The following is a 24805-nucleotide window of genomic DNA, read 5'->3' on the forward strand; positions in this document are numbered from 1 at the left end:
ATGAATTTAGCGAATTTTGAAACCATGGATCCAGTGATGCTGATGAGCATTGTTAACATGAAGCTACGTGACGACTTCTCTGGCGACCTCGATAAACTCGCTAACTTCTTCGATATTGATAAAGCTGCACTCGAAGCAAAACTTGCAACCGCGGGCTTTGAATTCCTACCAGAAGCGAAACAATTTCGATAAATCTTAGTTCAGACTGATAAAGGCCAACCTCGTGTTGGTCTTTTTTGTTGGCGCCAGTTAAAAGCAAAAAACTTATATAAATTATAAATTTGCGCCTATACTTTTATATCTTTATGTCTACTCACGCTCCTTGAGTCGAAGCCTGTCGTTGTAAAAGCTACCCGAAGCAGGAAGCAAGAATCATCGCTAAAAAGAATAAAGGTGAAGGATCAATAATGAAAAAACTCGGACTTTTAACAGTGTTTACTGCAACACTCATCACTGCAGGTTGCGCTTCCAACAGTCAGCAAGACAATTTCCGCGAAGCCTCTTTTGAACTGTGTAATACAGAAGTCGAACTCTATTCAGTAAGTCATGACGAAAGAGTCCGCATCGTCTGCTCTGACGGCTCCAAGTTCGCTTTAAGCAGTGAAGATACACTGGAAGTCATGCGCGATATCAACATCGACTACTGTGATGGCGAAGGCTTAGGCAAGTTCAGTGAAAGCCGCCATTACTACTCATTCAAGTGTAAATCAGGCACCCTACTCAGCATCAAAAAGTAGAACCGACACAAACAAATACAAAGGGTTAACGTAAATATATTAACCCTTTTTAATACCTGCCTGTTTTTTCCGTTAGCTCATAGTTCACCAGATACAAAAAAGGCCCCAAAAAGGACCTTTAAAACTCTTTTTCAAAGTAGATAAGCGAAGTTCAAGGAGCTCACACGGAATTTGCGCTAGCAAATGAGTATGTGCGACACAGAAATTCGCTCATGCTCTAAGCATTTCTATACCAATAAAAAAGGGACTCAATGAGCCCCTTTAAAAGTGTTTTTCAAAGTAGTTGTTTGAAATTCTAGGAGAGCACGCGGAGCTTACGAATGTAAGTGAGCATGGTCGACAACGAAGTTCAAATTACTACGCAGAAAAAATTAAGCGTAAACTGGTAGACGCTTACAGATCTCTAGCACTTTTGCTTTAGTCGCTTCGATAACAGACTCATCACCCATGTTATCTAGGATGTCACAGATCCAACCTGCTAGCTCTTTCGCGTCTGCTTCTGTGAAACCGCGACGAGTAATAGAAGGAGAACCGATACGGATACCTGACGTTACAAACGGGCTGCGTGGGTCGTTTGGAACTGAGTTCTTGTTTACTGTGATGTTTGCCGCACCTAGTGCTGCGTCTGCTTCTTTACCTGTGATGTCTTTGTCGATTAGGTCAACTAGGAACAGGTGGTTCTCTGTAGAACCTGAAACGATGTTGTAACCACGAGCGATGAACTCAGCAACCATTGCTTTTGCGTTAGCAACTACGCGAGCTTGGTACTCTTTGAACTCTGGCTCTAGCGCTTCTTTGAACGCTACTGCTTTACCTGCGATAACGTGCATTAGAGGGCCACCTTGGCCACCTGGGAATACTGCTGAGTTTAGCTTCTTGTAAAGATCTTCGCCTTCGTTAGAAAGGATTAGACCACCACGAGGACCCGCTAGCGTTTTGTGCGTTGTTGTTGTTACAACGTGTGCGTGTGGTACTGGGTTCGGGTAAACGCCTGCTGCGATTAGACCCGCTACGTGCGCCATATCAACGAATAGGTAAGCACCTACTTTGTCTGCGATTTCACGCATGCGTTTCCAGTCACAGATTTGAGAGTAAGCAGAGAAACCACCGATGATCATCTTAGGCTTGTTCTCGATAGCCAGCTTTTCCATCTCTTCGTAATCGATTTGACCTGCTTCGTCGATACCGTAAGGGATGATGTTGTAAAGCTTACCAGAGAAGTTAACTGGAGAGCCGTGAGTTAGGTGACCACCGTGCGCTAGGCTCATACCTAGAACTGTGTCGCCTGCATTCAGTAGCGCCATGTATACAGCGTTGTTCGCTTGAGAACCTGAGTGAGGTTGTACGTTCGCGTATTCAGCGCCGAATAGCTCACATGCACGCTCGATTGCTAGAGTTTCAACTTTGTCTACGTACTCACAACCACCGTAGTAACGCTTGCCTGGGTAGCCTTCAGCGTATTTGTTTGTTAGCTGAGAACCTTGAGCTTCCATTACACGTGGGCTTGTGTAGTTTTCTGAAGCGATTAGTTCGATGTGTTCTTCCTGGCGAAGAGTTTCTTCTTGGATAGCTGCGAATAGATCCGCATCGTAATCAGCGATGTTCATGTCACGCTTAAGCATCTGTATCTCCTGACTCAGATTGTACTGAAAGTTTCAAAAAAACCACACAACGACCGAAAGCAAACGTTTTCGTCACCGTTTTGATGGGACGCATCATACATAATTTGATCTAGGTCATAAAGAGCTAATTGCAATTTTATCATGCAGTTTTTTCATAATGACATATAAGCTTCATCATACTTATGCGACACATCGCATCAGCACGCGACTTACTGTCAAGTTTTCGCTTTACACCCTGTAAAACGAATATTACATAGGTTTACCTTAATTTTGTGTCTCAAGCTACCGAAAATGCATGTTTTTCTCTACTATGCACGCCTTTATTGGCTAGGTAATTATTAAAACGATGGAAAAACACACACGTAAAGAAGATTGGGTTGCCATTCTTACAGGCACTTTCTTAGTCGCACAAGGCGTCTTCTTTTTACAGTCAGCTCAACTCCTTACTGGCGGCACGACAGGCTTAGCTCTGCTATTAAGTCAATTTCTACCTGTCACCTTCGGTGTGCTTTACTTTATCGCGAACTGCCCATTCTATGTATTAGCTTGGAAACGTTTTGGACGTCATTTTGCCATAAGTAGTGCTTTTTCCGGTGCCTTAGTGTCTGTTTTTGCGGATCATCTATATTTAGTCATCTCTCTTGATGCCCATAATGAAATTTACTGCGCCATTGCCGGCGGGCTACTGATGGGGCTTGGTATGCTCATTCTATTCCGTCACCGCTCTAGCTTAGGTGGATTCAATGTACTGTGCCTTTACATTCAAGACCGTTATGGCATTTCAGTGGGCAAAAGTCAGATGGCCATTGATGCGTGCATTCTATTTGCATCGTTCTTCTTTGTATCACCATGGATCATCGCCGTTTCAGTGCTTGGTACCGCTGTATTAAATGTTGTACTCGCAATGAACCACAAGCCGACAAGATATTCGGTGAGTTACAGTTCGTAGTGTTACCCATTCGCACTCACTTTCTCGCTTTTGAGCCAAGGTAAAGTTAGTGTCTTAATCTGAGATCCTTAGCTGCTTTTTATAAATAAAGCAGCTAGAATCGTCTGTTTTTATGAAACACGGTTTCCTATGCAAGACTTCCTCGCTGCTGCTCAGGCAAACAAGACCTCTATCGTCATTGCCGATGATCTGGTGTACAACCCAAGTACCCGAGAGTTAAGTGCGCCTCAAGAAGTCATCAACCTAGAGCCACGCTCAGTTGAGCTACTGGAACTCCTGTTACGTCATGTTGGAGAGCCCCTTTCTGCTGAACTGATCATCCAAGAGATTTGGCAAAGCAGCTTTATTTCCAAGAATGTCCTAACTAATCGAATCAGCACGCTGCGTTCGATACTGCAAAAACACCTCCCAGACAGCGATGCCACCAAGATATTAGTGACCTACCCGCGAAAGGGCTACTTTCTCAGCCCAAGCTCTGTACGTTTAGATACCGCTGACGCTGAAATTGATGTTAAGCCCGAGGCAGAACACAGTAAAACCAATTCAAAGTCACCTTGGTTATGGCTCGTCACACTTGCCCTACTTGCAAGCACAATCACACTGAGTTATTTGTTGTGGCAATCACCGAGCCAAAGCTCTGAGATCAGCCAACAGCAGCGTTTGATTCCTAAAGTCGAGTTATTACTAAGCCGTATTGACGCCGTCGGAGATAACGCTAGGCAGTATCGAGCTGCGATTAAAGCGCTACTGTTACAACAACAGATCCAGTACACCTACACTGATATCGCGAATCAAGATGCGCCGAGCTACTTTGTCGATCCCATAGATAACTCCCCTTTCTTTCCTGGTGCAAAGAACATGCGCACCAGCGATTATCTGCTGAACATCCAGCTGAAAGATCAAGAGGTCGACTCTCGCCTTAGCGCTCAAGTGAGCCTCATCTATCCAAACTCTGGGAAACTGGCTTTTCGCGGAACTTACACCATTGAAATAGACAGTCTCAGTGGCAGTCTTATGGAAATAAATCGAGACCTCGCCGACTACTTTGCGTTGCCAAAACCTGAGATGCCTAACTGGTCTATCGACAATAACCAGCTCAACGCACTTATTTCGAATCAGTTTATTGATATCGAGTCGATGCAACTTAACTGTATGAACTCCACCCTGTTGGCTCGTCACTTGGCTCTGTTCGAAACGGACCAGCAACGTTTGGTTCTTTTTACCAATAGAGTACAAACACACTTTAAGTTACTGCCTGATGAGCTCAAGCTTTGGCTCGGTGTCATCCATTTTAAGCTGCGCGATCTACCCACAGCTAAAGAGTTGCTCACCACACCATCGGGACACTCGAGCATTGAGAACGCTCTCATCTATATGATGATCTCACACATCAGCTTTCAGCAGGGAAACCTCGATAACTTTCGTTTGAACTACATGGAGTCTTTGGTTGCGCTGCTAAGAGTTATCCCTTCCGAAGAACTATTTTCTAGACTCTCTCAGCCTGAGTCCAAAGAGACCTGTCTGCAACCTTGGAGCAGCTTAAAATTAAGTATCAAGGAGCCTCTGATCATTAAACAGTGGGAGAACCTAATGATTAACTACTGTACCTCTGTGGGCGAAGAATTTGCTAATTAGAAAAATATAAAAACTTTAAAATCAAAAACCTAAATGTAAATTAAGATCTCATGTGACTTCGTTTTTTGCCCTTTAAGCCATCTAAAAACTAGTATTCCGAGCAATTTCGGCACGCTTTGCCCGCTCACTTTAGGAATACGTAACATGAATAAAACTCTTACCTTACTTACCGCTTCTCTGGTTGCTCTATATGGCTGTGGTGGTGGCTCTTCGTCAGGTTCAACCAACAATCAAAAAGGTCCAAACAACCAAACCGACTTCCCAATCAAAAATGCGCAGTTTTCCCCAAAGCCAACTACAACCTTGAACTACGCATTTGAAATTGACGGACAGCCAGAAGGCAATATGTCGATGTTGTATCAACCATTGACTGCTGCCCAAGTCATTGCAGGTTTACAAAATACGCCAGACAGCGACGCTCTACTTCAAGTGGTTAATGATCTTATCAACTATGGCGTCAGTCAGTTCTACATGTCTGAAGAAGTAATCAATGAAGACCAACAGCAAACGGAGCATACCTTTTACTTCGCGGGTAGCGACAGTGCCCTTCATGAAATTACGGATACCTATTTCATCGATAGTCAGTTCATCACCACGATAATGAGTAGCAGCCCACTTTTCCGATTGAGTGGTGCGGAGGTAGCAGAGAGTGATCCTATTATTGATATCAGTAAAGAGACGGTTTCTATTCAAGCAAGGCTCGATGGTGAGGCGGTAGCAAACATGCTGACTGATTTTGACGATCACCAGTGGGTAAAGGACCTTAATGCTGATGATTCTTGCCGCGTGGTTTGGCAACAGCGCATCAATGAAACAGGCGTTCGAAAAACCTTCACTATTTCTGGGAAATCCATTGAAGCAGCCAACATGACTGAGAAAAATGAGTACTACTTGAATTGCGATAGAATGGACGACTCGATGCAATTTTCTAGCTCGTCTGAACGCTGGTTTAACCCAAGCATTGGCTTGCTTACACAAGTGGAATTGCTAAATGCAGAAAATACGGTGATTGCTGAAGAAAAAGCGACCCTAACAGAAATAAACAAAGCGTCTTAAGAACGCCCAAAAATACAAAAAAGAAAGGCTTTGAGGAGCACCGCAAAGCCTTTCTTGGACATCGAGCCCTCACCCTATCTAGGTGGGGGCCTATTTAGGGCAAGCCTTTGGCTCAATATTACATTTCATTCTCTATCAACAGAATGCGCGTCTCATAAGGACGCAGCACTTGATGATTCGATGCTGCTAAGTTTTGAGCGTCTGGATAGTTAGACAATAATGTCTTAGCGCGACTCATAGCAAAGCGTTCAGGAAGTACACATTCGGCTTCGTCAGCGTAGTAGTTATTGATACACAAAAGCGTTTGTGACTCACTCTTACGCGCATAAGCAAAAATGCTAGCGTGCTCCGGTAGCAAGTCTTGGTAATCGCCATCGGTGATCACTGGCACTTCTTTACGTAACTCGATCAATTTTTTGTAGAAATAGAAAACCGATTCAGTATCTTCAACCGCCTGCTTAGCATTGACCTCACGGTAGTTACCTGCGACTTCAAGCCAAGGCTGCGCCATAGAGAAACCTGCATAATCAGAATCATCCCACTGCATTGGTGTACGAGAGTTGTCACGAGACTTTTGCGCTAAAATGGCCATCATATCTTGATGGTCAACACCTTGTTCATTCACCATCAATTGATAAATGTTGGTACTTTCCACATCTCGGTACTGCGCAATATCCTGATATCCTGGATTCGTCATACCAATCTCTTCACCTTGGTAGATGTACGGCGTGCCTTGCATCATGTGTACTGACGCGGCTAACATCTTCGCAGACTCAACGCGGTAGTTTTGATCGTCACCTAAGCGGCTCACCACTCTCGGTTGGTCGTGGTTACACCAGAAAAGTGCACCCCACCCTTTACCGTTGAGCCCACTCTGCCAATGGTTAAAGATCGACTTCAGCTGCAAGAAATCAAACGGCGCTTTGGTCCATTTGTCACCATTTGGGTAATCGACTTTCAAGTGGTGAAAATTGAACACCATTGATAGCTCTTTGTTATCCAGACTTGAGTATTGCTGACAGTGCTCAAGCGTTGTCGATGACATCTCACCCACGGTGACACTGCCGTATTTTTGGAAAACCGCTTCGCTGATCTCTTGCAGGTATTCATGGACTCGTGGGCCGTCAGTATAGAAACGGCGGCCATCACCAATTTCGTCATTAGGGAAGTCTTGCTGCTTCGAAATCAGGTTGATTACATCTAAACGGAAGCCATCTACGCCTTTCTCTGCCCAGTAGCTGATGATCTCTTTAACTTCACCGCGAACCTTAGGATTCTCCCAGTTAAGGTCGGCTTGCTCTTTCGCAAAGAGGTGCAAATAGTACTGGCCGGTCGCTTCATCAAGCTCCCAAGCATTGCCGCCAAATTTCGATTGCCAGTTAGTGGGTACCTGGCCATCTACTGGGTCTTTCCAAATATAGTAATCACGATATGGGCTTTGTTTATCGCCCAAAGCAGACTGGAACCAAGCATGATGAGTGGATGTATGGTTGACCACAATATCCATGATGATGCGAATACCACGTTGGTGAGCCTCTGCCAACAATTGGTCAAAGTCCGCCATAGTGCCGAACTCAGGGTTGATCGCATAGTAATCAGAAATATCGTAACCGTTATCCACCATCGGTGATTGGTACACAGGCGTTAGCCAAATAGCATCCACACCCAGCGTTTTTAGGTAATCTAGCTTGGAGATAACCCCTTGAATATCACCAGTTCCTTTAGCGCCACTGTCACAAAAACTCTTCGGATAAATTTGATAGATGGTTGCGGTCTTCCACCACATCGCATCGCTATTCTGATTGGTCATCTCTACTCACTTACAAAAATAAAAAGTGGAGCAACAGTGACTCAAACAACTGTTGCCCCTAATAAAATTAAGCACTTACCGCCGTTAACTCACCCTTAGCCTGTGCTCGCTTGTAGAAAAACAGCGTCAGGATGATTGGAACGACAATCGCAACCGCTAATGCCAACAGATAAATCGTCCAGTATTGAGGTTGAATCGATAGGATGCCTGGTAAGCCGCCTACACCGATGCCATTCGCCATCACGCCAGCGCCACCACAAATTGCCGCTGCCGCAGCACTGCCTAGCATTGCGCTTAACATTGGGAATTTGTATTTCAAGTTGATGCCGTACATCGCAGGCTCTGTTACACCTAAGTACGCTGAGATTGCTGCAGGAACTGAAATGTCACGTTCGCCTTCGCGCTTGCTCAAAATAATGATGCCGACAACCGCAGATGCTTGAGCCACATTTGAAAGGGCAATCAATGGCCAGATAGGTGTACCACCAAGCTCTTGCATCAATTGTAGGTCAACCGCATTGGTTGTGTGGTGAATACCAGTAATAACCAGTGGTGCATACAAGAAGCCAAAGATCACTGAGCCTAGAATCGCGAAGTCACCCGTCATCGCAGCTTTCGCTGCAAAAGCAACACCATCACCTAAAACACGACCGAATGGACCAATGAAAGCGTGAGCCAGAATCACAGACAGAATGATAGATACAAACGGAACAACCACTAGATATAGGTAAGCTGGAACAATGCGTTTGAGGTTGGTTTCAATGAAGGCCAATGTAACACCCGCTAACATGGCAGGAATCACTTGCGCTTGATAACCGACTTTTTCAATGACAAACAAGCCGAAGTCCCACACCTCTGGCACAGCTTTACCTATCATGTAGGCGTTCATTAGCTGCGGAGAAACCAAAGTGACGCCGAGCGTGATACCTAAAATCGGTGTACCGCCCAGTTTCTTCACTGTAGACCAACATACGCCAACAGGTAGGAAGAAGAAGATCGCTTCACCAATCAACCATAGGAACGAGTGAACCGTAGCCCAAAACTGGCTAAGCTCAACCAAAGTCTTACCATCGAACATGCGAATGTCGCCGATGACATTACGGAAGCCAAGGATAAGACCACCAGTGATAATGGCAGGTAGCAGCGGTACAAAGATTTCGGCAAGGTGTGAAATACCGCGCTCTAGCACATTCATGTTTTGACGAGCTGCCAACTTCGCCTCATCTTTCGACGATTCTTGCTTACCAGTCTGTGCAATCAGTAACTTGTAAACCTCATCAACTTCGGTACCAACCACGACTTGAAATTGACCCGCGTTAGTAAAACACCCTTTCACTAGGCTCAGTTTTTCTAACTCAACTTTGTTTGCTTTGTCAGTGTCGTTCAATACAAAACGCAAGCGCGTTAAACAGTGACTAACGCTTGCGATATTGTCGCTTCCACCCACTAACTCGATAAGACGCGTGATGTCTTGCTTCGCTATCTTACTCATACTACCCCACCCTGGTTCTCTTCGTTCTACACTCAAATTCAGATGAATTTGTTATTAATGGGAACATTCCCATAAGTTGGTAAGTATAATGCCTGCATGATTATAAAATTAAAATGGGAACAGTCCCATTAATTGAATAAGATCACACTCTTTAGTGTAGTAAATAGACTAAGTTCACCCTAAAAATTAGGCGTTAAACAATGGGTTTCTGAGTATGATGAGAGATAGATGCCTGACCAAGCAATTGAGATATCAATAGTTTAGCTGCTAAGGTACCAGCAGATTGATACCCAGGATCAATACTAAATACTCGTGGGAACAAAAATGAAAGGAGATCATTGCCACCAACTCCTGTCACGACTACATCTTCGCGTTGTAACTCTTGCAAACGCTTAATTACACCCAGCGCTAATGTGTCACTGGCACAGGCTATCGCTTGAGTCGTCGATGTAAGCACTTGATCAACCAATTGGTAAGCACTTTCATGATGCAGGGCACCGGTTTGGTAATTTGGCTCAATGTTGTTATCACGACACCAATTGAGGTAAGCATTTAGACGCAATTCACCCGTTGATTTATCGCTAGGATCAACACCTATAAAGCCAATGTCTGATAAACCTTGCTCTTTCAAATGCGCCAATGCACTGCCAATAACCTGTTGATTGTCATAATTGATAGAGGTGACGTTTTCCGTATCTAGGGCAATTACCACCGCGCGATGTTCCCAAGACTCAATCGCCGCAATATCACAATCGGTAAAACCAAACACAATAATGCCATCGACATTGCGCTGTTTGAGAACTTGAAGGTGCTCATTGGCTTTTGCTCTGTCGAACAAACTCTCCATAATCACAACATCATAGCCAGCACGATACAACTCTTCGAGCATGGTACTCACGGCTTTGTTCTCGGAAGGCGAATCGAGACGAGAGATGATCACGCCAACCACTTTTTGGCTGCCGCCACGCATTGATTGCGCTGATTTAGAAGGGGTATATCCTGACTCCTGAATCACTCTCTCTACTCTTTCACGTGTCTCAGGTTTCACTTTGGGATCATTAGTGAGTACACGAGAGACTGTTGATTTACCAACACCTGAAAGCTTTGCGATATCGAGTATAGTGAGTTTTTTTTGCATGGAGTCTTATAACGTTGTTTAGAGAAAAAACGACAAGTGACTGCTTTTAAAGTCGCTTGTCGTTATCGAGTGATTAATTATTGGATACGGCAGTTACGGTAGATAACTCGTCCCAGCTCAAGTCTGGCGTGTTCGCCTTTGGTAAACAGAGTAATGCCATTTATCAACTCTGCTGTGCCGTCATCAAGAATGTACTTAGTACCAGAAGCCGCAACCACTTGTTTAAGTCGATACTGATTATCAGGAAGGCGCAGTAACGCTTTCTGATCACCATAAGCAATATCAAAAGTCCGCTCAGATTCACATTGATAAGTGATGTATTCAGCATTGGCGAGCTCCTGCTCAACCACCGCTGACTGAGAACACCCCACGAGTGCGGCTAATACCATAGCACCGACTGTAAATTGTCTCTTCATAAACACCCCTTTCGATTACAACAACTCAACTGTTGTTGAATTAACGCTTCAAGTAAGCTGGCACGTCTGCAATGCTATCAAGGACCACGCTTGCTAAGGCTTCACCCTTTTCGGTCACTGGTTTACCGGTTCTCACGAGCACTTTTGTGCCAACACCCGCAGCTTCTGCTGCCATCATATCTTCTGCTTTATCGCCGATCATTACTGAATTAACCATATCGATTTTCAAGAAATCGCGCGCAGAGATAAACATCCCTGGCTTAGGCTTACGACAATCGCAATCTTGCTTGTATTCGCCAATACCGTGCTCTGCATGATGTGGGCAGTAGTAAATGCCATCAAGCTCTACGCCATTATCTACAAAGTTCCAGTCCATCCACTGAGTTAATGATAGGAAACGATCTTCGCTGAACATACCGCGAGCGATACCTGATTGGTTAGTCACTAGTACTAAAAGGTATCCCATGTCCTTGAAGGCTTTTGCCGCTTCAAAGACGCCGTCGATATACTCGAAATCATGCTCATCATGCACGTAACCGTGGTCCACGTTAATCACGCCATCACGATCTAAAAATACAGCCGGTTTTGACAAAATTTGGTTCTCAATCAACTCTCTATTAATCACTAATTATTGCACGCTTTAGTAGCTTCATCACCTGCTAATTGTAACGCTCGATATAGATATTTTTACGTTTAGACGTCTAGACGTAAAAATATCTATTGACTTAGATCACGGAACGCCATAGCATCGTCTGTAAATCGAGCGAACTATCAACATATTATTCTGTTCACCGTTACAGGTTTATTTATGATTAAAGTGAATCAAGTCAACAAGGTTTTCTATCAAGGCACTAAAGAAATCAATGCCTTAATAGACATTAACCTTCACATCCCTCAAGGTCAGATCTTTGGCGTTATCGGCTCATCAGGTGCAGGTAAAAGTACACTGATCCGCTGCGTAAACATGCTAGAAGCGCCAACCTCAGGTGAAGTGATTGTTGATGGCGTAGACCTCACGAAGCTAAGCAAATCAGAGCTGAGTGAAGCGCGACGCAACATTGGTATGATTTTCCAACACTTTAATCTGCTTTCTTCTCGTACCGTGTTCAATAATGTCGCATTGCCGCTAGAGCTTGCTGGCACAGACAAGGCCATCATCGAAGAGAAAGTGAGCCAACTGCTTGAACTTGTTGGTCTTGCAGATAAGCGCGACAGCTACCCGTCAAACCTAAGTGGTGGTCAAAAGCAGCGTGTTGCTATTGCTCGCGCACTGGCTTCTGACCCTAAAGTTCTGCTTTGTGACGAAGCGACCAGCGCACTTGATCCAGCAACCACTCAATCCATCCTTGAGCTGCTAAAAGAGATCAACCGCAAACTGAACATCACAATGCTGCTGATTACTCACGAGATGGATGTAGTTAAAAGCATTTGTCATGAAGTGGCGATTATCGGTGGTGGCGAACTCGTAGAGAAAGGCACCGTTGGCGATATCTTTGCGCACCCTAAAACAGAGCTTGCGCATCAATTTATCCGCTCAACACTCGACCTTTCGATTCCAGAAGATTACGAAGCGCGACTGCAAACCACGCGTGTTGAAGGTAGCTACCCTCTGGTACGTCTTGAATTTACGGGTGCAACGGTTGATGCTCCGCTGATGACGCAAATCGCACGCAAATTCAATATCGACGTTAGTATCTTGAGCTCCGACCTTGATTACGCCGGTGGCGTTAAATTCGGCATGATGGTTGCCGAGCTGTTTGGTAACGAAGCTGACGACAACGCAGCAATCGAATTCCTACGTGAACACAATGTAAAAGTAGAGGTACTTGGCTATGTCCTTTAATGAGATCGCAGATTGGTTAAGCCTTAACGGAAACCTACTACTTGGCGCGACATGGGAAACACTATACATGGTAGCAGTGGCGGGTATTGTCGGTTTTGCTGTCGGTATTCCACTGGGCGTTATCTTGCATACCACTAAGAAAGGTGGCCTGCTGGAGAACACCAAGCTCAACAAAATTCTTGGTGCGATAGTGAACGTGGGCCGTTCGGTTCCTTTCCTAGTACTTATGGTTGCTATCATCCCATTAACTAAGCTACTGATCGGTACCTTTATCGGTACCACAGCGGCGATTGTTCCTCTAACGATTGGGGCAATCCCATTCGTAGCTCGCCTTATTGAAGGTGCACTCTTAGAAGTTCCAACTGGGCTTGTCGAGGCAGCACAATCAATGGGCGCAACGCCAACGCAGATCATTACAAAAGTTCTGCTACCAGAAGCGTTACCCACTATTATCAATTCAGTAACCATCACACTAGTAACACTAGTAAGCTACTCTGCAATGGCAGGTACCGTGGGCGGTGGTGGTCTAGGTGACGTAGCGATTCGCTATGGTTTCCACCGCTATGACGTAACGATTATGGCTGTCACGGTTGTGATGCTGATTGTCCTAGTTCAAATCATTCAATCCATTGGTGACTCGATTGTTCGCCGTGTTGATCACAGATAAAAAGATGTATTAAAAGGAGATTATTATGAAATTCAGCTTAAAAGGTTTACTTGCTATCGCAGCAGCGGCATCAGCGCTTGTGCTATCTGGTTGTGGCGAAAAAGAGATCGACACATCAAAAGTTAAAGTCGGCGTTATGGCAGGTGCGGAAGCTCAAGTAGCAGAAGTCGCGGCTAAAGTTGCAAAAGAGAAGTTCGGTCTAGACGTTGAGCTAGTGACTTTCACAGACTACGTGACACCAAACGCAGCACTGGATGATGGCTCAATCGATATCAACGCATTCCAGCACAAACCATACCTAGATCAGCAAGTTGCTGACCGTGGTTATAAACTAACTATCGCGGGCAACACGTTTGTTTACCCGATTGCTGGTTACTCTAAGCAAGTAACTTCTGTTGATGAAATTCAAGACGGTGCACGCATCGCAGTACCAAACGACCCAACGAACCTAGGCCGTTCTCTACTGCTTCTTGAACAACAAGGTCTACTAGAACTTCGTGATGGTGTTGGCCTTCTTGCTACCGTTCGTGACATCGTAGGTAACCCAAAGAACCTAACTATCGTTGAGCTAGACGCAGCACAACTTCCACGTTCACTGGACGACGTAGCGCTATCTATCATCAACACAACTTACGCAAGCTCTATCAACCTAACTCCACAAAAAGATGGCGTTTTCGTTGAAGATAAAGAGTCTCCATACGTAAACCTAATCGTTTCACGTGAAGAGAACCTAAACGCAGAAAACGTACAAAACTTCGTGAAAGCTTACCAAACTGAAGAAGTGTACAACGCGGCATCTGACATCTTCCAAGGTGGCGTAGTAAAAGGTTGGTAATCCACTCCTTTCGCTAACCCAATAATGAAGGGCTGACATCATGTCAGCCCTTTTTGATATTCGTTATATTGTTAAAAGCTATACCGCGCGGTTTACCACCAAGCTTCCACCTGCATACCTAGGCTCACTTCGCTGTTCTCACCTGTACCGAATGCATCGTCATTCTCTGCATCATGGATGTAAGTCGCAAAGATTCGGAATTCAGGACGCGCCCAGAAGCCAGTTTTAGGCACCCAAGCTTGTGCCACAGTAAACTTACCACCAGCACCATCTTGGTTATCAATCTTCTCAACAAAGGCACCAAGCTCTAGCACGGTACGCATTTTCTCATCCCACTTGTAGAGTGGTCTAATAACGGCGCTAAATGACTCATCCGTAGTGTTATTCGCACCTACATCGGTAGCATACGCATAACGAACTGTATGACCAAATTCGATGTCTTCACCAATGGAAACGACACCCCAGTTGATCAGGCGGAAGCCTTCAGCATTGTTATTATTCTTATCACGCTTCAAGTCACTACCCGTACCAAAAGTCGCCATCTGTTGCGCATAACCTGAGTTCGCGACTTGTAAAATGGTTTTGTTGAAGCCCGTTGGTAAGTTTTGGTTTAGGCTTGCCGTTAGCATCACGCTATCATCAGCATCAAGAGATTGGTCTTTCTTTTCTTTGCCAAAGTTGAAGTCAGCACCAAGCTCTAAGTCTGCATTTTTCCAAAGAGGAATACCCGCATAACGCACATCGGCAATCATGGCTGTTGTCTCTTTGCCATCATCAACATCACCGGTCACAGTGTCTTGAATCAGAGCCAGCGAGAGCTTGCCAGGACCAAGGTTAATGTGCTCAACACCGCCACCAATACCACTCACATCCCAGTAGTAATTATCGATGATGTGCACATCGTGACGTTGGTAGTAACGCTCACCTGCCCACATGGTAATGTCCTTATCGTCGAACAGACCTGTTGCTTGGATGTTCAGTTGAACGACTTCCACATTTCGATCTTTCGCGTTCTCATCTTGGCCTTCCCAGTAAGCCAACATCGAATCAATCAAGAAAGTCGACTCTTCATCGTTGAACAGCTCTTTCTTAAAACCAAACTCGCCGTACAGGTCGTTTTCGTTACCTAATCGACCTACTTTATTCACTTCCCATTTGCTATTTGAGCCGCCGTTGTCGCTCATTCCGACACCGCCACGCATGTAGCCATTAAATTCCAATGGTGCCGTCTCCGCCAGTAAAGTGGGCGTAACTAAAACAGAAGTAAGGGCAGCGGCAATTGGTAACAGTTTCATAATCCATTCCTTTTGTATCAATGATTAAATCTATCATTTTATAAATGGGAACATTCCCATGGGATCGATCCCATTTATATTGGGAAGATTATAAAAAGGAAGTTAATAGATAGATTATTGTGATCCAGATAACTATTGGTGACAGCTAAAGTTGATGCAGATTGGATTATTGAAATGAATACTTCAGCGCGATCTAAGAAAGGTTGGGTGAAAAAATACTGAGCCACATATGCAACTAAGACATCAACATAAAAAGAGTAAATCAGACAAAGAAAAAGCCCTTACACCTAAGCATAAGGGCTTTAAAAATAACGCTATCATTGATAGTGATTACTTACATACACATCAAGTTAAAACGCTACTTGATATGATCCCATGACATATTGGAAACGATACGGCAGTCATCACATTTGAAATGGAAAATATCGTGGATCGGTTCGTCAAGCAGCCACTCACCACCACATTTCGGGCACTTTCTAGCTTGCTCATCGGCAAGGCTCTTGCCGCCAACTCGATACTGATAATAGTAAGTCGGCACTTTTGATAAGTACTCTAAACGACCTCGTAGATCCCAACCCCGCTTGAATAGCACGCTGTCAGCATCACAAATTTCATGCAGCGCGGCATGCTCAGCACGACATCCACCCGCCATCTGAATTTCATCGCACGCTTGCCACTCGGTTTGCCATTTCACCACCGCTTTATGGTCACCATTTGAGGTTGGCGGGTTACGGTAAAGTGGAATTGGCAGCAAGGTTTCACCGCTACGAAGTGGCGAGCAAGTATGAACATAAGTGGTGTAAAGCACCTGCCAACTTGGCTTTTCATCTTCTGCCGCTTCTTCAGAGTTCAGATCGCGGCCAAGCATGCGCATTTTTGGCGCTAATAGACTCGCTTCAGACAAGCGGTTAAAGCAAACTTTGACGAAATCTGAATGGTTTCTTGGGTGTAAGCTATCTTGCTCTGGACAAACAACACGAACAAAGAATTCGCCCTCTCCCATTACAACTGGGAACTCACGACCCAATACTTGCCCGTTATAGCGTAGCGCATCCATCAGACCATTGATTGCTTTGTCGACTGCGCTAATGGTGGTGTTATCAAAACACTCGAATTGAAGTTCTACAACGTACATCTTAAACAGCCGGTTCCAGTTTCTCTAAAAACTCAGCCAGCGTCGCTGCAAGTACATCACGATTGCTGGTGCCAAGGCGCTCAAGAATGACATTACCTGTCAGGTTACAGATAGAGATCACGTCCATCTCAGCGTCTGTTGCAGCAATAAATACCGTTGGCTTAAGCTTTAGGCGGCGCTGAGTCACTAAATGCCCCAGGATGTTCTCTTGAAGGCGTACAAAGTCTTCATCGCTCCAAACTTGTAGCAATGTCAGCGGATTACCATCAAAAGTCGCATCCATATCAGCACTGTATTGCACGCCGTAGAATGTCTTAATATCTTCGTGCAGTGATAACTCAATACCATTTTCAACATTGGTAAAGTCTGCATGTTGCTCACGTGGATAATTTTTCCATAACACAGCACCCGACAACTTTTCTTCAACGCACGGAGAAACGAGGTCTGCTAGCTCTTCACTACGAGGTAAAGATTGATGTTGCTGCTGCCAAGCATCGACATACTGCTGACTGAATGAAAGTAGTGCGTCTTGGGCACGTTGAGTCATGAAAATCTCCTAAAGCGAAAATAATAAATAGAATCGGGCACCTTTCCTCGTCGATTAAGCGATGACCTAATGACACAGTAATGGGGATTCAGTAAAATCGCCCCCATTCTAATCGAATTTGAAACGAAAGTATGAGCAAATATTCTGACGCTAAAGAGCTAGCGGGTTTAACCCTAGGTCAAAAAACTGAGTACGCTAACCAATATGATGCCAGCCTACTACAGCCTGTTCCTCGTAGCTTGAATCGTGATGACCTCGCTTTAGGCGACGAACTGCCATTCATTGGCCACGATATCTGGACCATGTATGAGCTGTCATGGCTGAATGACAAAGGTTTGCCTCAGGTGGCAGTGGGTGAAGTTTTCATCCCGGCGACAAGTCCGAATTTAATTGAATCAAAATCTTTCAAGCTGTACCTAAACAGCTACAACCAAACTCGCTTCTCTGATTGGGAGTCCGTCACCGAGCGCCTTACTCAAGATTTGTCTGCATGTGCAGGTGAAACCGTGCTGGTCAACGTAAACAAAGTGACTGATTACACCAATCAACCGATTGTTACTATGCAAGGTGAATGCATTGATGATCAGGATATTGAGATCACCAGCTACGATTTTGAAGCGTCAATCCTAGAAGGTGCAGCTGAGCAAGAGCATGTTGAAGAGACTTTGCACAGCCATTTGCTAAAGTCTAACTGCCTGATCACCAACCAACCAGACTGGGGCAGCGTTGAAATTGCCTACACAGGTTCGAAAATCAATCGCGAGGCGCTGCTGCGCTATCTTGTCTCTTTCCGTGAGCATAACGAGTTTCACGAACAATGTGTTGAGCGCATCTTCACTGACATCATGAAATACTGCGCACCAACAAAGCTGACTGTTTTCGCACGTTACACGCGTCGCGGTGGGCTAGACATCAACCCATACCGCTCGACAGAACAGGATAAGCCTGCTCATAACATGCGTATGGCTCGTCAGTAAATCATTGGAAGATTTCGACTCTATTTCTATGTTTCGCCTCAGAATCCATAGTTCGACTTAAAGGAAAATAAAATGCGTTGGTTAACTTTTATTGGCCTGCTCCTTGTTAGCTTAAGTGCTTCAGTTAGCGCCTCGGTATACTCATCGGCTCTGCTTAATGAAGCCAATAACTTGGTTGAGATAGAACCAAGCCGAGCCAAACAGATGGCCAATAGTTACCTAACGCTTCGTGTCCTGTCGGATCAAAGCGAGAAAAGCCCTTCAGCTATTTCTCGCGAAGAGACGGACTCTTCCATTCGTACACCAAATAGCAGTATTGATGCCTACAAGATCCTCGCTAAAGCAGAGTTCAACTTGGGGCATACACGCACCGCCATTCAGCATATCGAAACCGCAAGTGAACTGGCGAAGACTTATAAGCTCCAATACCTAGAGCTTGATCTTAAGATCTTAAAAACTCGCTTATTGTGGCTCAACAATCGCAAGTCAGCAGAAGCGAAACAGACACTGGCTTCCATCGAGGGAAGCTTACAGTCAATCAGCCAAACCTTGCGTTTAACCGAAGGCATTACCTATCGATTGATCATGCTTAAGGCGGAAATCGCTTCATACGAGAATCAGATCGACGAAGCTGAAAGTCTCTACCAACGAGCGAAGCAATTCCTCGACCAACGCTACTCAGAAAAAGTGACCATCGACTACCACATTGCAGTGGGTGAGTTTTATCTAACACACAAAGAGTACAACCACGCCCTATCTGAGCTACTTTACGGCTATTGGAAATCGGTAGAAGGCAACCTCAGTGCTCGTTTAGCTAAAGTAAACCGCTTATTGGCGCAGCTCTTTTTTGAACGACAAGTGTTAGACAAAGCGGTTGAGCATCTTTCTCAGGCTGCCGACTTTTATGACAACTTTGAAAACTCACCAATTCTGGCTCAAGTGTTGAAAAAGATGGGCGATGTGTACTACTTCCAAGGTAAGTACAACTTAGCTTTAGTCCACTTCTTTAATGTATTGGATCATGAGAGTACCGACCGCGACATTAATCAGGTGATTGATATTCGCCTTAGCCTGTCTGCGACTTACTTACGCCTGTACAACTACCCACTGGCAGAACAATACCTGTCGCGAGCGCTGGAGCTGCTTGAGTACACAGACAACCTCAAGCTTGAAGGTCGTGCTGCTCTCCTATCGGCAGGGCTTGCTTACCACCTTCAAGACAGCGAGCAAGTGATCAAACATGCTCAACGTGCGTTGGATATCTCTCGCCAGGTCGAGAATATGCGTTTGTCGCAGCGTTCGTACCACTTACTCTCTCTCGGTTATGAGCAGGCACAACAGCCACAAAAAGCACTCGAGAACCTTAAGCAATACACTTCGCTGATTTCACTTGAGCAGCAGAACCTCAACCGAATCAGTGAAGATGCGTTCCGCCAGCAAAAAGAGTTTGCTGAACGTACCTTGCACTACGCAGGACAAGCAGAGGAGCTAGAACTGTACAAAGAAGAACACCGCAAATTCCAGAAGATCTCTTTTGCGCTGTTCCTATTCAGTATCATCTTGTTCTTCTTTGTATTACGCCGTGGCTACATCATTCAAAGCCAAGCAAGAGAGAATGATCGCCTAAGTACCGACCTCTTTACTCACTCTCGCTCTAAGCTACCAAACCTAAGAATGCTTAATGCCAAGCTGTCTAACTCGCTTGAGCAAACTAGTCAGACTTTCGAACAGTGGCAGCTCGGTGAACTTATTCATGAGCCGTTGAACGACCGCCTGCGTTTTGTGATGATTGACCTGCCATTCCTACGTAACATGTATACGCAGAATGGTTATAAAGCGGGTCTTGAGCTAGAAGATGCGTTTGGGGAGTACCTAAAAACCAAGCTTGATGGGCCATCACGTATCTATCACTTCTCCGATGCAAACCTACTCTACATCGAGCCAAATTCAGACCGCGATGCTTCTCCAGAAGCGATGTTCCGTAAAATACAATCCTGGATCTCGGATTTCGAGCCTGAACGTAACATCAATCGCACGATTCGCGTTGGTATCGCCGATTATCCATTCTTGCCACGCGCTTATACCGCGATTAACGACCAAGAGCTGCTCGATGTGCTGCTGATGTCGACCAATATCGCACGTGAAGTGAGTCTCAAAGAGCGCAGCAGTCAGTGGGTATATTTGAAGGCCATCGACAACGCTCCAGCGGCTAGCCTTGCAACTGGTAACATAAGAGAAGCGTGTAAAGTCGCTATTAATCAAGGGTTAATAAAAATACAATCCTCTTATCAGAATGAGGACAATATCAAAAAAATGCTAAAAGATGAGTAATTTGCGAGCGGTTAATCGCTTGAAACAGTGACCTTATTTTTAGTTTTGTTATTATCGATAGATTGGCATTTCATCAAAGCGATCGTCATCGATCTATGTGGCACTAATTTATCGACCTATGGGCATTCTCGAACAAGACATACAGGCTCAGCTGCATCAACTGAAAACACAGTTAGATCAGGCGCGTCTGAATCAGAGAGACACCTCGTTCAAGTTCATACGTGAACAAAAGGTCCTTAAGCGTATTGTCACATCTTTAAGCGATGCTTGTGTCGGCACCAACGACCATCTTGATGAAAACTTGATTGCCCTTAGGGAAGCGCTGCAACAACAGAAAGACGTCAGCTCAATGATTCCAAAGTTGGCTGTTTTGGAGCGCATGCTAAAACAAAAAACGGTGGCTATGGAAAAACAGAACGGATATCTAGACGAAAGCATCAAGCACAGTGGTGAAACACTGCAGCGCGTGACGGGGCTACCGGCTCAGATTAAACGTGACCTGCGCAATCTACTGAGCTTTTCTGAAGGCAATGGCAGTCAGAAAATCGACCATGCAATGAAGCTGCTCAGCATCTATGAGCGTGCCGTGAAAATCATGGCAACCAATTCCCGTTCTCATTTTTCCGACGCCGATTGCTCCCCAGAGCAGACTGTACTCTCTGACCTTTCAACTGAATTACAACACCTAATCACTGAACTCGATTTCGAGGGTGAATCTGGTGACTTGTTAATTGATATCCGCGCAAAACTGCTTCTCGGTGTGACAACGGAAAACCTGTTTGAACTGACACTACAAGTGTTAAAACTGGTGATTGAAGGAACGAACCTAGAACGCAAGAAGTCAGAACAGTTTATTGAACAGCTCAACGCCTCACTTTCTGCCAGCATCAAAACCGCTGACCAAAACAGTGACCAGAGCCAAACCTACTTCGAACACCGTCAGAGCCTCAACAACGAGCTGGGCAACTTAGTAGGTAAAAGCCAGAAATCGGTAGAGCAAGCCACCGATATTCATGTACTGAAACAGTCAATCACTCCACTGCTTAACGAAATCGCCTCGCTCTCTGAAAGGCTTAGTCACGCTGAACAAAAAGAGCAGGCGCTTATCGATCGCATGAGCTATGGTAAAACTCAGCTTGATTCGCTGTATGAAGTGACGCAAGACTACCGCAGACGCCTCGAAGATCAGGCTCAGCGTATGTTGCTCGACCCACTGACTAAGGTCTACAACCGCACTGCATTTACCGATCGCCTAGAGTTAGAGTACCGCCGTTGGATTCGAGCTCAGCACTCATTACGTGTTGTACTTCTCGATATCGATAACTTCAAAGCGATTAACGATAGCTTCGGTTACACCGCCGGTGATAAAGCGCTTAAGATCATTGCTCGTACCATGACCAAAGAGCTGTCTAAGACTGACACCGTGGCGCGTTTTTCTGGTGAAGAGTTTGTTTTGCTACTGCCAGAACAGAACGATGAGTACTGCCATCAAGTGATTCAGAGTATTCAGACACAAGTAAGCCGATTGCCGTTTAAGTTCCGCGATCAACAGATCACTATTACTCTATGTGCAGCGAGTACTCAATTCAGCGAATCCGATACGCCTGAAGAAGTGCTTGAGCGTCTAAATCGCATCCTAAATAAAGCAAAACAGCGCGGCACCAACCAACTCATTTGGCAATAATCGAACTCCCCCGAGAAATTATTTCTCTTTTTCAAATACTTATCACATACCAATTAGGAAAATATTTGCTAAGCTAATGGTTAACATTTGCTTAACAAGCCTTTCTGGCGATCAAGCCTGTGCCAAGAACATTTAGCAAGGCATAGAATAATCCGATTATCACTAACGCCCTCTGGCGTTGCATGCCTTGCTTCACTACTCCCGAGTTTGAGGGTGACGTCGCATCTTGTCTCCCCAACTCTTATTCAACAAGGAGGCACTATGATCACTCATATCAGTCCTGCCGGTAGCATGGATTTACTCTCTCAACTCGAAGTTGAGCGCCTTAAGAAAACCGCATCCAGTGATCTTTACCAACTGTATCGTAACTGTACCCTCGCGGTACTCAACTCTGGCAGCCACACCGACAACTCAAAAGAGCTGCTGGATAAATACCTCTCTTTTGATGTCGAGGTGGTAAGGCGTGAGCGTGGTATTAAGCTCGAACTCCACAACCCGCCTGAGCATGCCTTTGTCGATGGTGAAATCATCAAGGGTATTCAAGAACATCTGTTCTCGGTATTGCGTGACATTGTTTACGTCAACATGCACCTTGCCGACAACCAAAGACTCAACCTCACTAACGCGACTCACATTACTAATTTGGTGTTTGGTATCTTGCGAAATGCTGGAGCCTTAACGCCGGGCATCGAGCCGAACCTGATTGTCTGTTGGGGTGGTCACTCGATTAATGCCAATGAGTACCAATACACCCGTGAGGTAGGTAATGAATTAGGCCTACGTGAACTCAATATCTGTACTGGTTGTGGCCCAGGCGCGATGGAGGGGCCAATGAAAGGTGCTGCCATCGGTCATGCGAAGCAGCGCTACACAGAACACCGCTACCTTGGTCTCACTGAGCCTTCAATTATCGCCGCTGAGCCACCAAACCCAATCGTAAATGAGTTGGTGATCATGCCTGATATCGAAAAGCGTCTTGAAGCGTTTGTTCGTATGGCACATGGCATCATTATCTTCCCGGGCGGTCCAGGCACCGCAGAAGAGCTGCTCTACATTCTCGGTATCATGATGCATCCTAACAATGCTGACCAACCAATGCCGATTGTTCTAACTGGCTCAAAAGAGAGTGAAGAGTACTTCCGCTCAATTGATAAGTTCATTGGTGAAACATTAGGGCCTGATGCACAAAAACACTATGAAATCGTGATTGATGACCCTGCACGCGCGGCAAAAATTATGAAGCAGGCGATGCCAGATGTGCGTTCTCACCGTAAAGAGACCGGTGACGCATACAGCTACAACTGGTCACTACACATTGAGCCTGAGTTCCAACTGCCGTTCGACCCAACCCATGAATCAATGGCAGCACTCGATCTCCATATGGACCAAAAAACAGAGAGCCTTGCGGCGAACTTACGTAAAGCCTTCTCAGGTATTGTCGCTGGTAATGTTAAAGCAGAAGGTATCTTGGAGATTGAAAAGCACGGCCCATTCATCATTGATGGTGACAAAGATCTGATGGCCAAAATGGACAGACTGCTCAACGACTTCGTCCACCAGCACCGTATGAAGCTACCAGGCGGTACCGATTACGTTCCGTGTTATAAAATTGCGCAAAACAACGACTGAGCATCCCGCTGAGAGCATTTCAACTGCGTAAGCGATACGTTACTATAAGGGGCGAATGATACCGCCCCTTTATTTATTGCTTAGTTATTGGAAACTTATGTCTATCCATCTTGTTATTATCGATGCCCTCAACCTCATCCGCCGCGTTCACTCTGCTCAGCCGGATCCAAACGATATTGCAAGAACCATCACCACAACTACGCGAACTCTGAATAAGATCATTAAAGAGGCGCAGCCAAGCCATATCATTGCGGTCTTTGATCACCACCTACAAGATCGTGGCTGGCGTGCTGACATTCTACCGACCTACAAAGAGAACCGTAAACCGATGCCTGAGCCGTTAATGGCTGGATTAGATGCTATTCAACAAGCATGGTGGGATCTCGGAATTGACTCTCTACTTTCGGATGGCGATGAAGCGGATGATTTGGTAGCAACACTTGCCAAAAAAGTCGCGGACCACGGGCAGAAGGTCACCATTATCTCAACCGATAAAGGCTACTGTCAGCTGCTCTCTCCTACTCTACAAATCCGTGACTATTTCCAGCATCGTTGGTTAGACACGCCATTTATTGAGGCCGAATTTGGGGTTAAGCCGAGCCAACTGGCGGATTATTGGGGACTCACCGGAGTGAGCTCTAGCCAAGTGCCAGGGATTCCTGGAGTAGGCCCTAAGGCAGCCAAGGAGATCTTAACCACCTACCCAGATATCGAAACAGCATACCAAGCCGAGGATCTGCCGAAAAAGTATCGCAAGAAATTCGATGAGCACATTGAGTCAGCACGTGTATGTAAACAGGTTTCCGCACTAAAAACCGATATTGAACTGGGCTTTAACCTTCAAGATCTTCGCTTCAACAACAGCTCTGATTAACCTCATTAGATGTTAATCAAACCTGTTGTGTTCTCCTTTACATTCACAGGATTTTAATAAAGTTAATCAATACCTTACCAAGTATTGATTAACTTTTAATCGCCGTCACAGTCTTGTTGATATAAATATTTAT

General features: G+C 45.2%; 22 protein-coding genes. 13 read left to right on the forward strand and 9 right to left on the reverse strand.

Going from position 1 to position 24805, the window contains the following annotated elements; genetic code table 11:
- Entirely contained in the window at positions 1-192 is a 192-nt protein-coding gene (locus OCV50_RS10865; RefSeq protein ID WP_032551680.1) for a DUF4250 domain-containing protein, read from the forward strand.
- Between the two features lie 215 nt (positions 193-407).
- Complete coding sequence (locus OCV50_RS10870) at positions 408-737, forward strand: hypothetical protein (RefSeq protein ID WP_239833522.1); 330 nt, start codon at positions 408-410, stop codon at positions 735-737.
- A 371-nt stretch (positions 738-1108) separates the two neighbouring features.
- Here the strand turns inward: OCV50_RS10870 and glyA are convergent, their stop codons facing one another.
- The gene (gene glyA / locus OCV50_RS10875) at positions 1109-2359 is read right to left on the reverse strand and encodes a serine hydroxymethyltransferase (RefSeq protein WP_150869141.1); all 1251 of its coding nucleotides are present in this window, start codon (positions 2357-2359) and stop codon (positions 1109-1111) included.
- Between the two features lie 346 nt (positions 2360-2705).
- Here glyA and OCV50_RS10880 point away from each other — a divergent pair, with 346 nt between their 5' ends.
- The 3 genes from OCV50_RS10880 (at position 2706) to OCV50_RS10890 (ending at position 5999) form a co-directional block, all read left to right on the forward strand.
- Positions 2706-3308: a YitT family protein gene (locus OCV50_RS10880; protein ID WP_239841056.1), complete on the forward strand. Its 603-nt coding sequence runs from the start codon at positions 2706-2708 to the stop codon at positions 3306-3308.
- 129 nt (positions 3309-3437) lie between these two features.
- The gene (locus OCV50_RS10885) at positions 3438-4943 is read left to right on the forward strand and encodes a winged helix-turn-helix domain-containing protein (protein WP_261903045.1); all 1506 of its coding nucleotides are present in this window, start codon (positions 3438-3440) and stop codon (positions 4941-4943) included.
- A gap of 144 nt (positions 4944-5087) precedes the next feature.
- A complete protein-coding gene (locus OCV50_RS10890; protein WP_261903046.1) occupies positions 5088-5999 on the forward strand; it encodes a hypothetical protein in 912 nt (303 codons plus the stop codon).
- Between the two features lie 118 nt (positions 6000-6117).
- Here OCV50_RS10890 and treC read toward each other — a convergent pair whose 3' ends face one another.
- From treC to gmhB, 5 genes are all read right to left on the reverse strand, one after another.
- Positions 6118-7809 carry an alpha,alpha-phosphotrehalase gene (treC, locus tag OCV50_RS10895; protein WP_261903047.1) on the reverse strand — a complete coding sequence of 564 codons (1692 nt, stop codon included), beginning with the start codon at positions 7807-7809 and terminating at the stop codon, positions 6118-6120.
- A 67-nt stretch (positions 7810-7876) separates the two neighbouring features.
- A complete protein-coding gene (gene treB / locus OCV50_RS10900; RefSeq protein ID WP_261903048.1) occupies positions 7877-9301 on the reverse strand; it encodes a PTS trehalose transporter subunit IIBC in 1425 nt (474 codons plus the stop codon).
- A 193-nt stretch (positions 9302-9494) separates the two neighbouring features.
- Positions 9495-10439 carry a trehalose operon repressor TreR gene (gene treR / locus OCV50_RS10905; RefSeq protein ID WP_261903049.1) on the reverse strand — a complete coding sequence of 315 codons (945 nt, stop codon included), beginning with the start codon at positions 10437-10439 and terminating at the stop codon, positions 9495-9497.
- Between the two features lie 77 nt (positions 10440-10516).
- Positions 10517-10855 carry an MliC family protein gene (locus OCV50_RS10910; protein WP_239841062.1) on the reverse strand — a complete coding sequence of 113 codons (339 nt, stop codon included), beginning with the start codon at positions 10853-10855 and terminating at the stop codon, positions 10517-10519.
- Between the two features lie 40 nt (positions 10856-10895).
- Complete coding sequence (gene gmhB, locus OCV50_RS10915; protein WP_261903050.1) at positions 10896-11447, reverse strand: D-glycero-beta-D-manno-heptose 1,7-bisphosphate 7-phosphatase; 552 nt, start codon at positions 11445-11447, stop codon at positions 10896-10898.
- A 216-nt stretch (positions 11448-11663) separates the two neighbouring features.
- On the opposite strand from gmhB, the gene metN reads away from it, so the two are divergent.
- From metN to metQ, 3 genes are read left to right on the forward strand one after another with little or no spacing between them, the layout of a single operon-like run.
- Positions 11664-12698: a methionine ABC transporter ATP-binding protein MetN gene (metN, locus tag OCV50_RS10920; protein ID WP_239841064.1), complete on the forward strand. Its 1035-nt coding sequence runs from the start codon at positions 11664-11666 to the stop codon at positions 12696-12698.
- Entirely contained in the window at positions 12688-13365 is a 678-nt protein-coding gene (locus OCV50_RS10925; RefSeq protein WP_239841065.1) for a methionine ABC transporter permease, read from the forward strand. The genes metN and OCV50_RS10925 overlap by 11 nt, the downstream gene beginning before the upstream one ends.
- Positions 13366-13390: 25 nt before the next feature.
- The gene (gene metQ / locus OCV50_RS10930) at positions 13391-14200 is read left to right on the forward strand and encodes a methionine ABC transporter substrate-binding lipoprotein MetQ (RefSeq protein WP_239841066.1); all 810 of its coding nucleotides are present in this window, start codon (positions 13391-13393) and stop codon (positions 14198-14200) included.
- A gap of 92 nt (positions 14201-14292) precedes the next feature.
- Here the strand turns inward: metQ and OCV50_RS10935 are convergent, their stop codons facing one another.
- The 3 genes from OCV50_RS10935 to syd form a co-directional block, all read right to left on the reverse strand.
- Entirely contained in the window at positions 14293-15495 is a 1203-nt protein-coding gene (locus OCV50_RS10935) for a carbohydrate porin (RefSeq protein WP_261903051.1), read from the reverse strand.
- A 358-nt stretch (positions 15496-15853) separates the two neighbouring features.
- Positions 15854-16630: a Zn-ribbon-containing protein gene (locus tag OCV50_RS10940; RefSeq protein WP_261903052.1), complete on the reverse strand. Its 777-nt coding sequence runs from the start codon at positions 16628-16630 to the stop codon at positions 15854-15856.
- Between the two features lies 1 nt (position 16631).
- Entirely contained in the window at positions 16632-17177 is a 546-nt protein-coding gene (gene syd / locus OCV50_RS10945; RefSeq protein ID WP_239841069.1) for a SecY-interacting protein, read from the reverse strand.
- Positions 17178-17308: 131 nt separating this feature from the next.
- Between syd and queF the strand changes: the two genes are divergently transcribed.
- The 5 genes from queF to xni all read left to right on the forward strand — a co-directional run bounded on the left by queF (position 17309) and on the right by xni (position 24672).
- Positions 17309-18154, forward strand: a complete 846-nt coding sequence (gene queF / locus OCV50_RS10950; RefSeq protein WP_239841070.1) for an NADPH-dependent 7-cyano-7-deazaguanine reductase QueF — start codon at positions 17309-17311, stop codon at positions 18152-18154.
- Positions 18155-18226: 72 nt separating this feature from the next.
- Entirely contained in the window at positions 18227-20485 is a 2259-nt protein-coding gene (locus OCV50_RS10955; RefSeq protein WP_239841071.1) for a tetratricopeptide repeat protein, read from the forward strand.
- Positions 20486-20603: 118 nt separating this feature from the next.
- Entirely contained in the window at positions 20604-22169 is a 1566-nt protein-coding gene (locus OCV50_RS10960; protein ID WP_239841291.1) for a GGDEF domain-containing protein, read from the forward strand.
- A gap of 261 nt (positions 22170-22430) precedes the next feature.
- Positions 22431-23798, forward strand: a complete 1368-nt coding sequence (gene ppnN / locus OCV50_RS10965) for a nucleotide 5'-monophosphate nucleosidase PpnN (protein ID WP_239841072.1) — start codon at positions 22431-22433, stop codon at positions 23796-23798.
- Between the two features lie 97 nt (positions 23799-23895).
- Complete coding sequence (gene xni / locus OCV50_RS10970; protein ID WP_261903053.1) at positions 23896-24672, forward strand: flap endonuclease Xni; 777 nt, start codon at positions 23896-23898, stop codon at positions 24670-24672.
- Positions 24673-24805 lie beyond the last annotated feature (133 nt).

The organism is Vibrio fortis, assembly GCF_024347475.1.
GTDB classification, from domain to species: domain Bacteria; phylum Pseudomonadota; class Gammaproteobacteria; order Enterobacterales; family Vibrionaceae; genus Vibrio; species Vibrio fortis.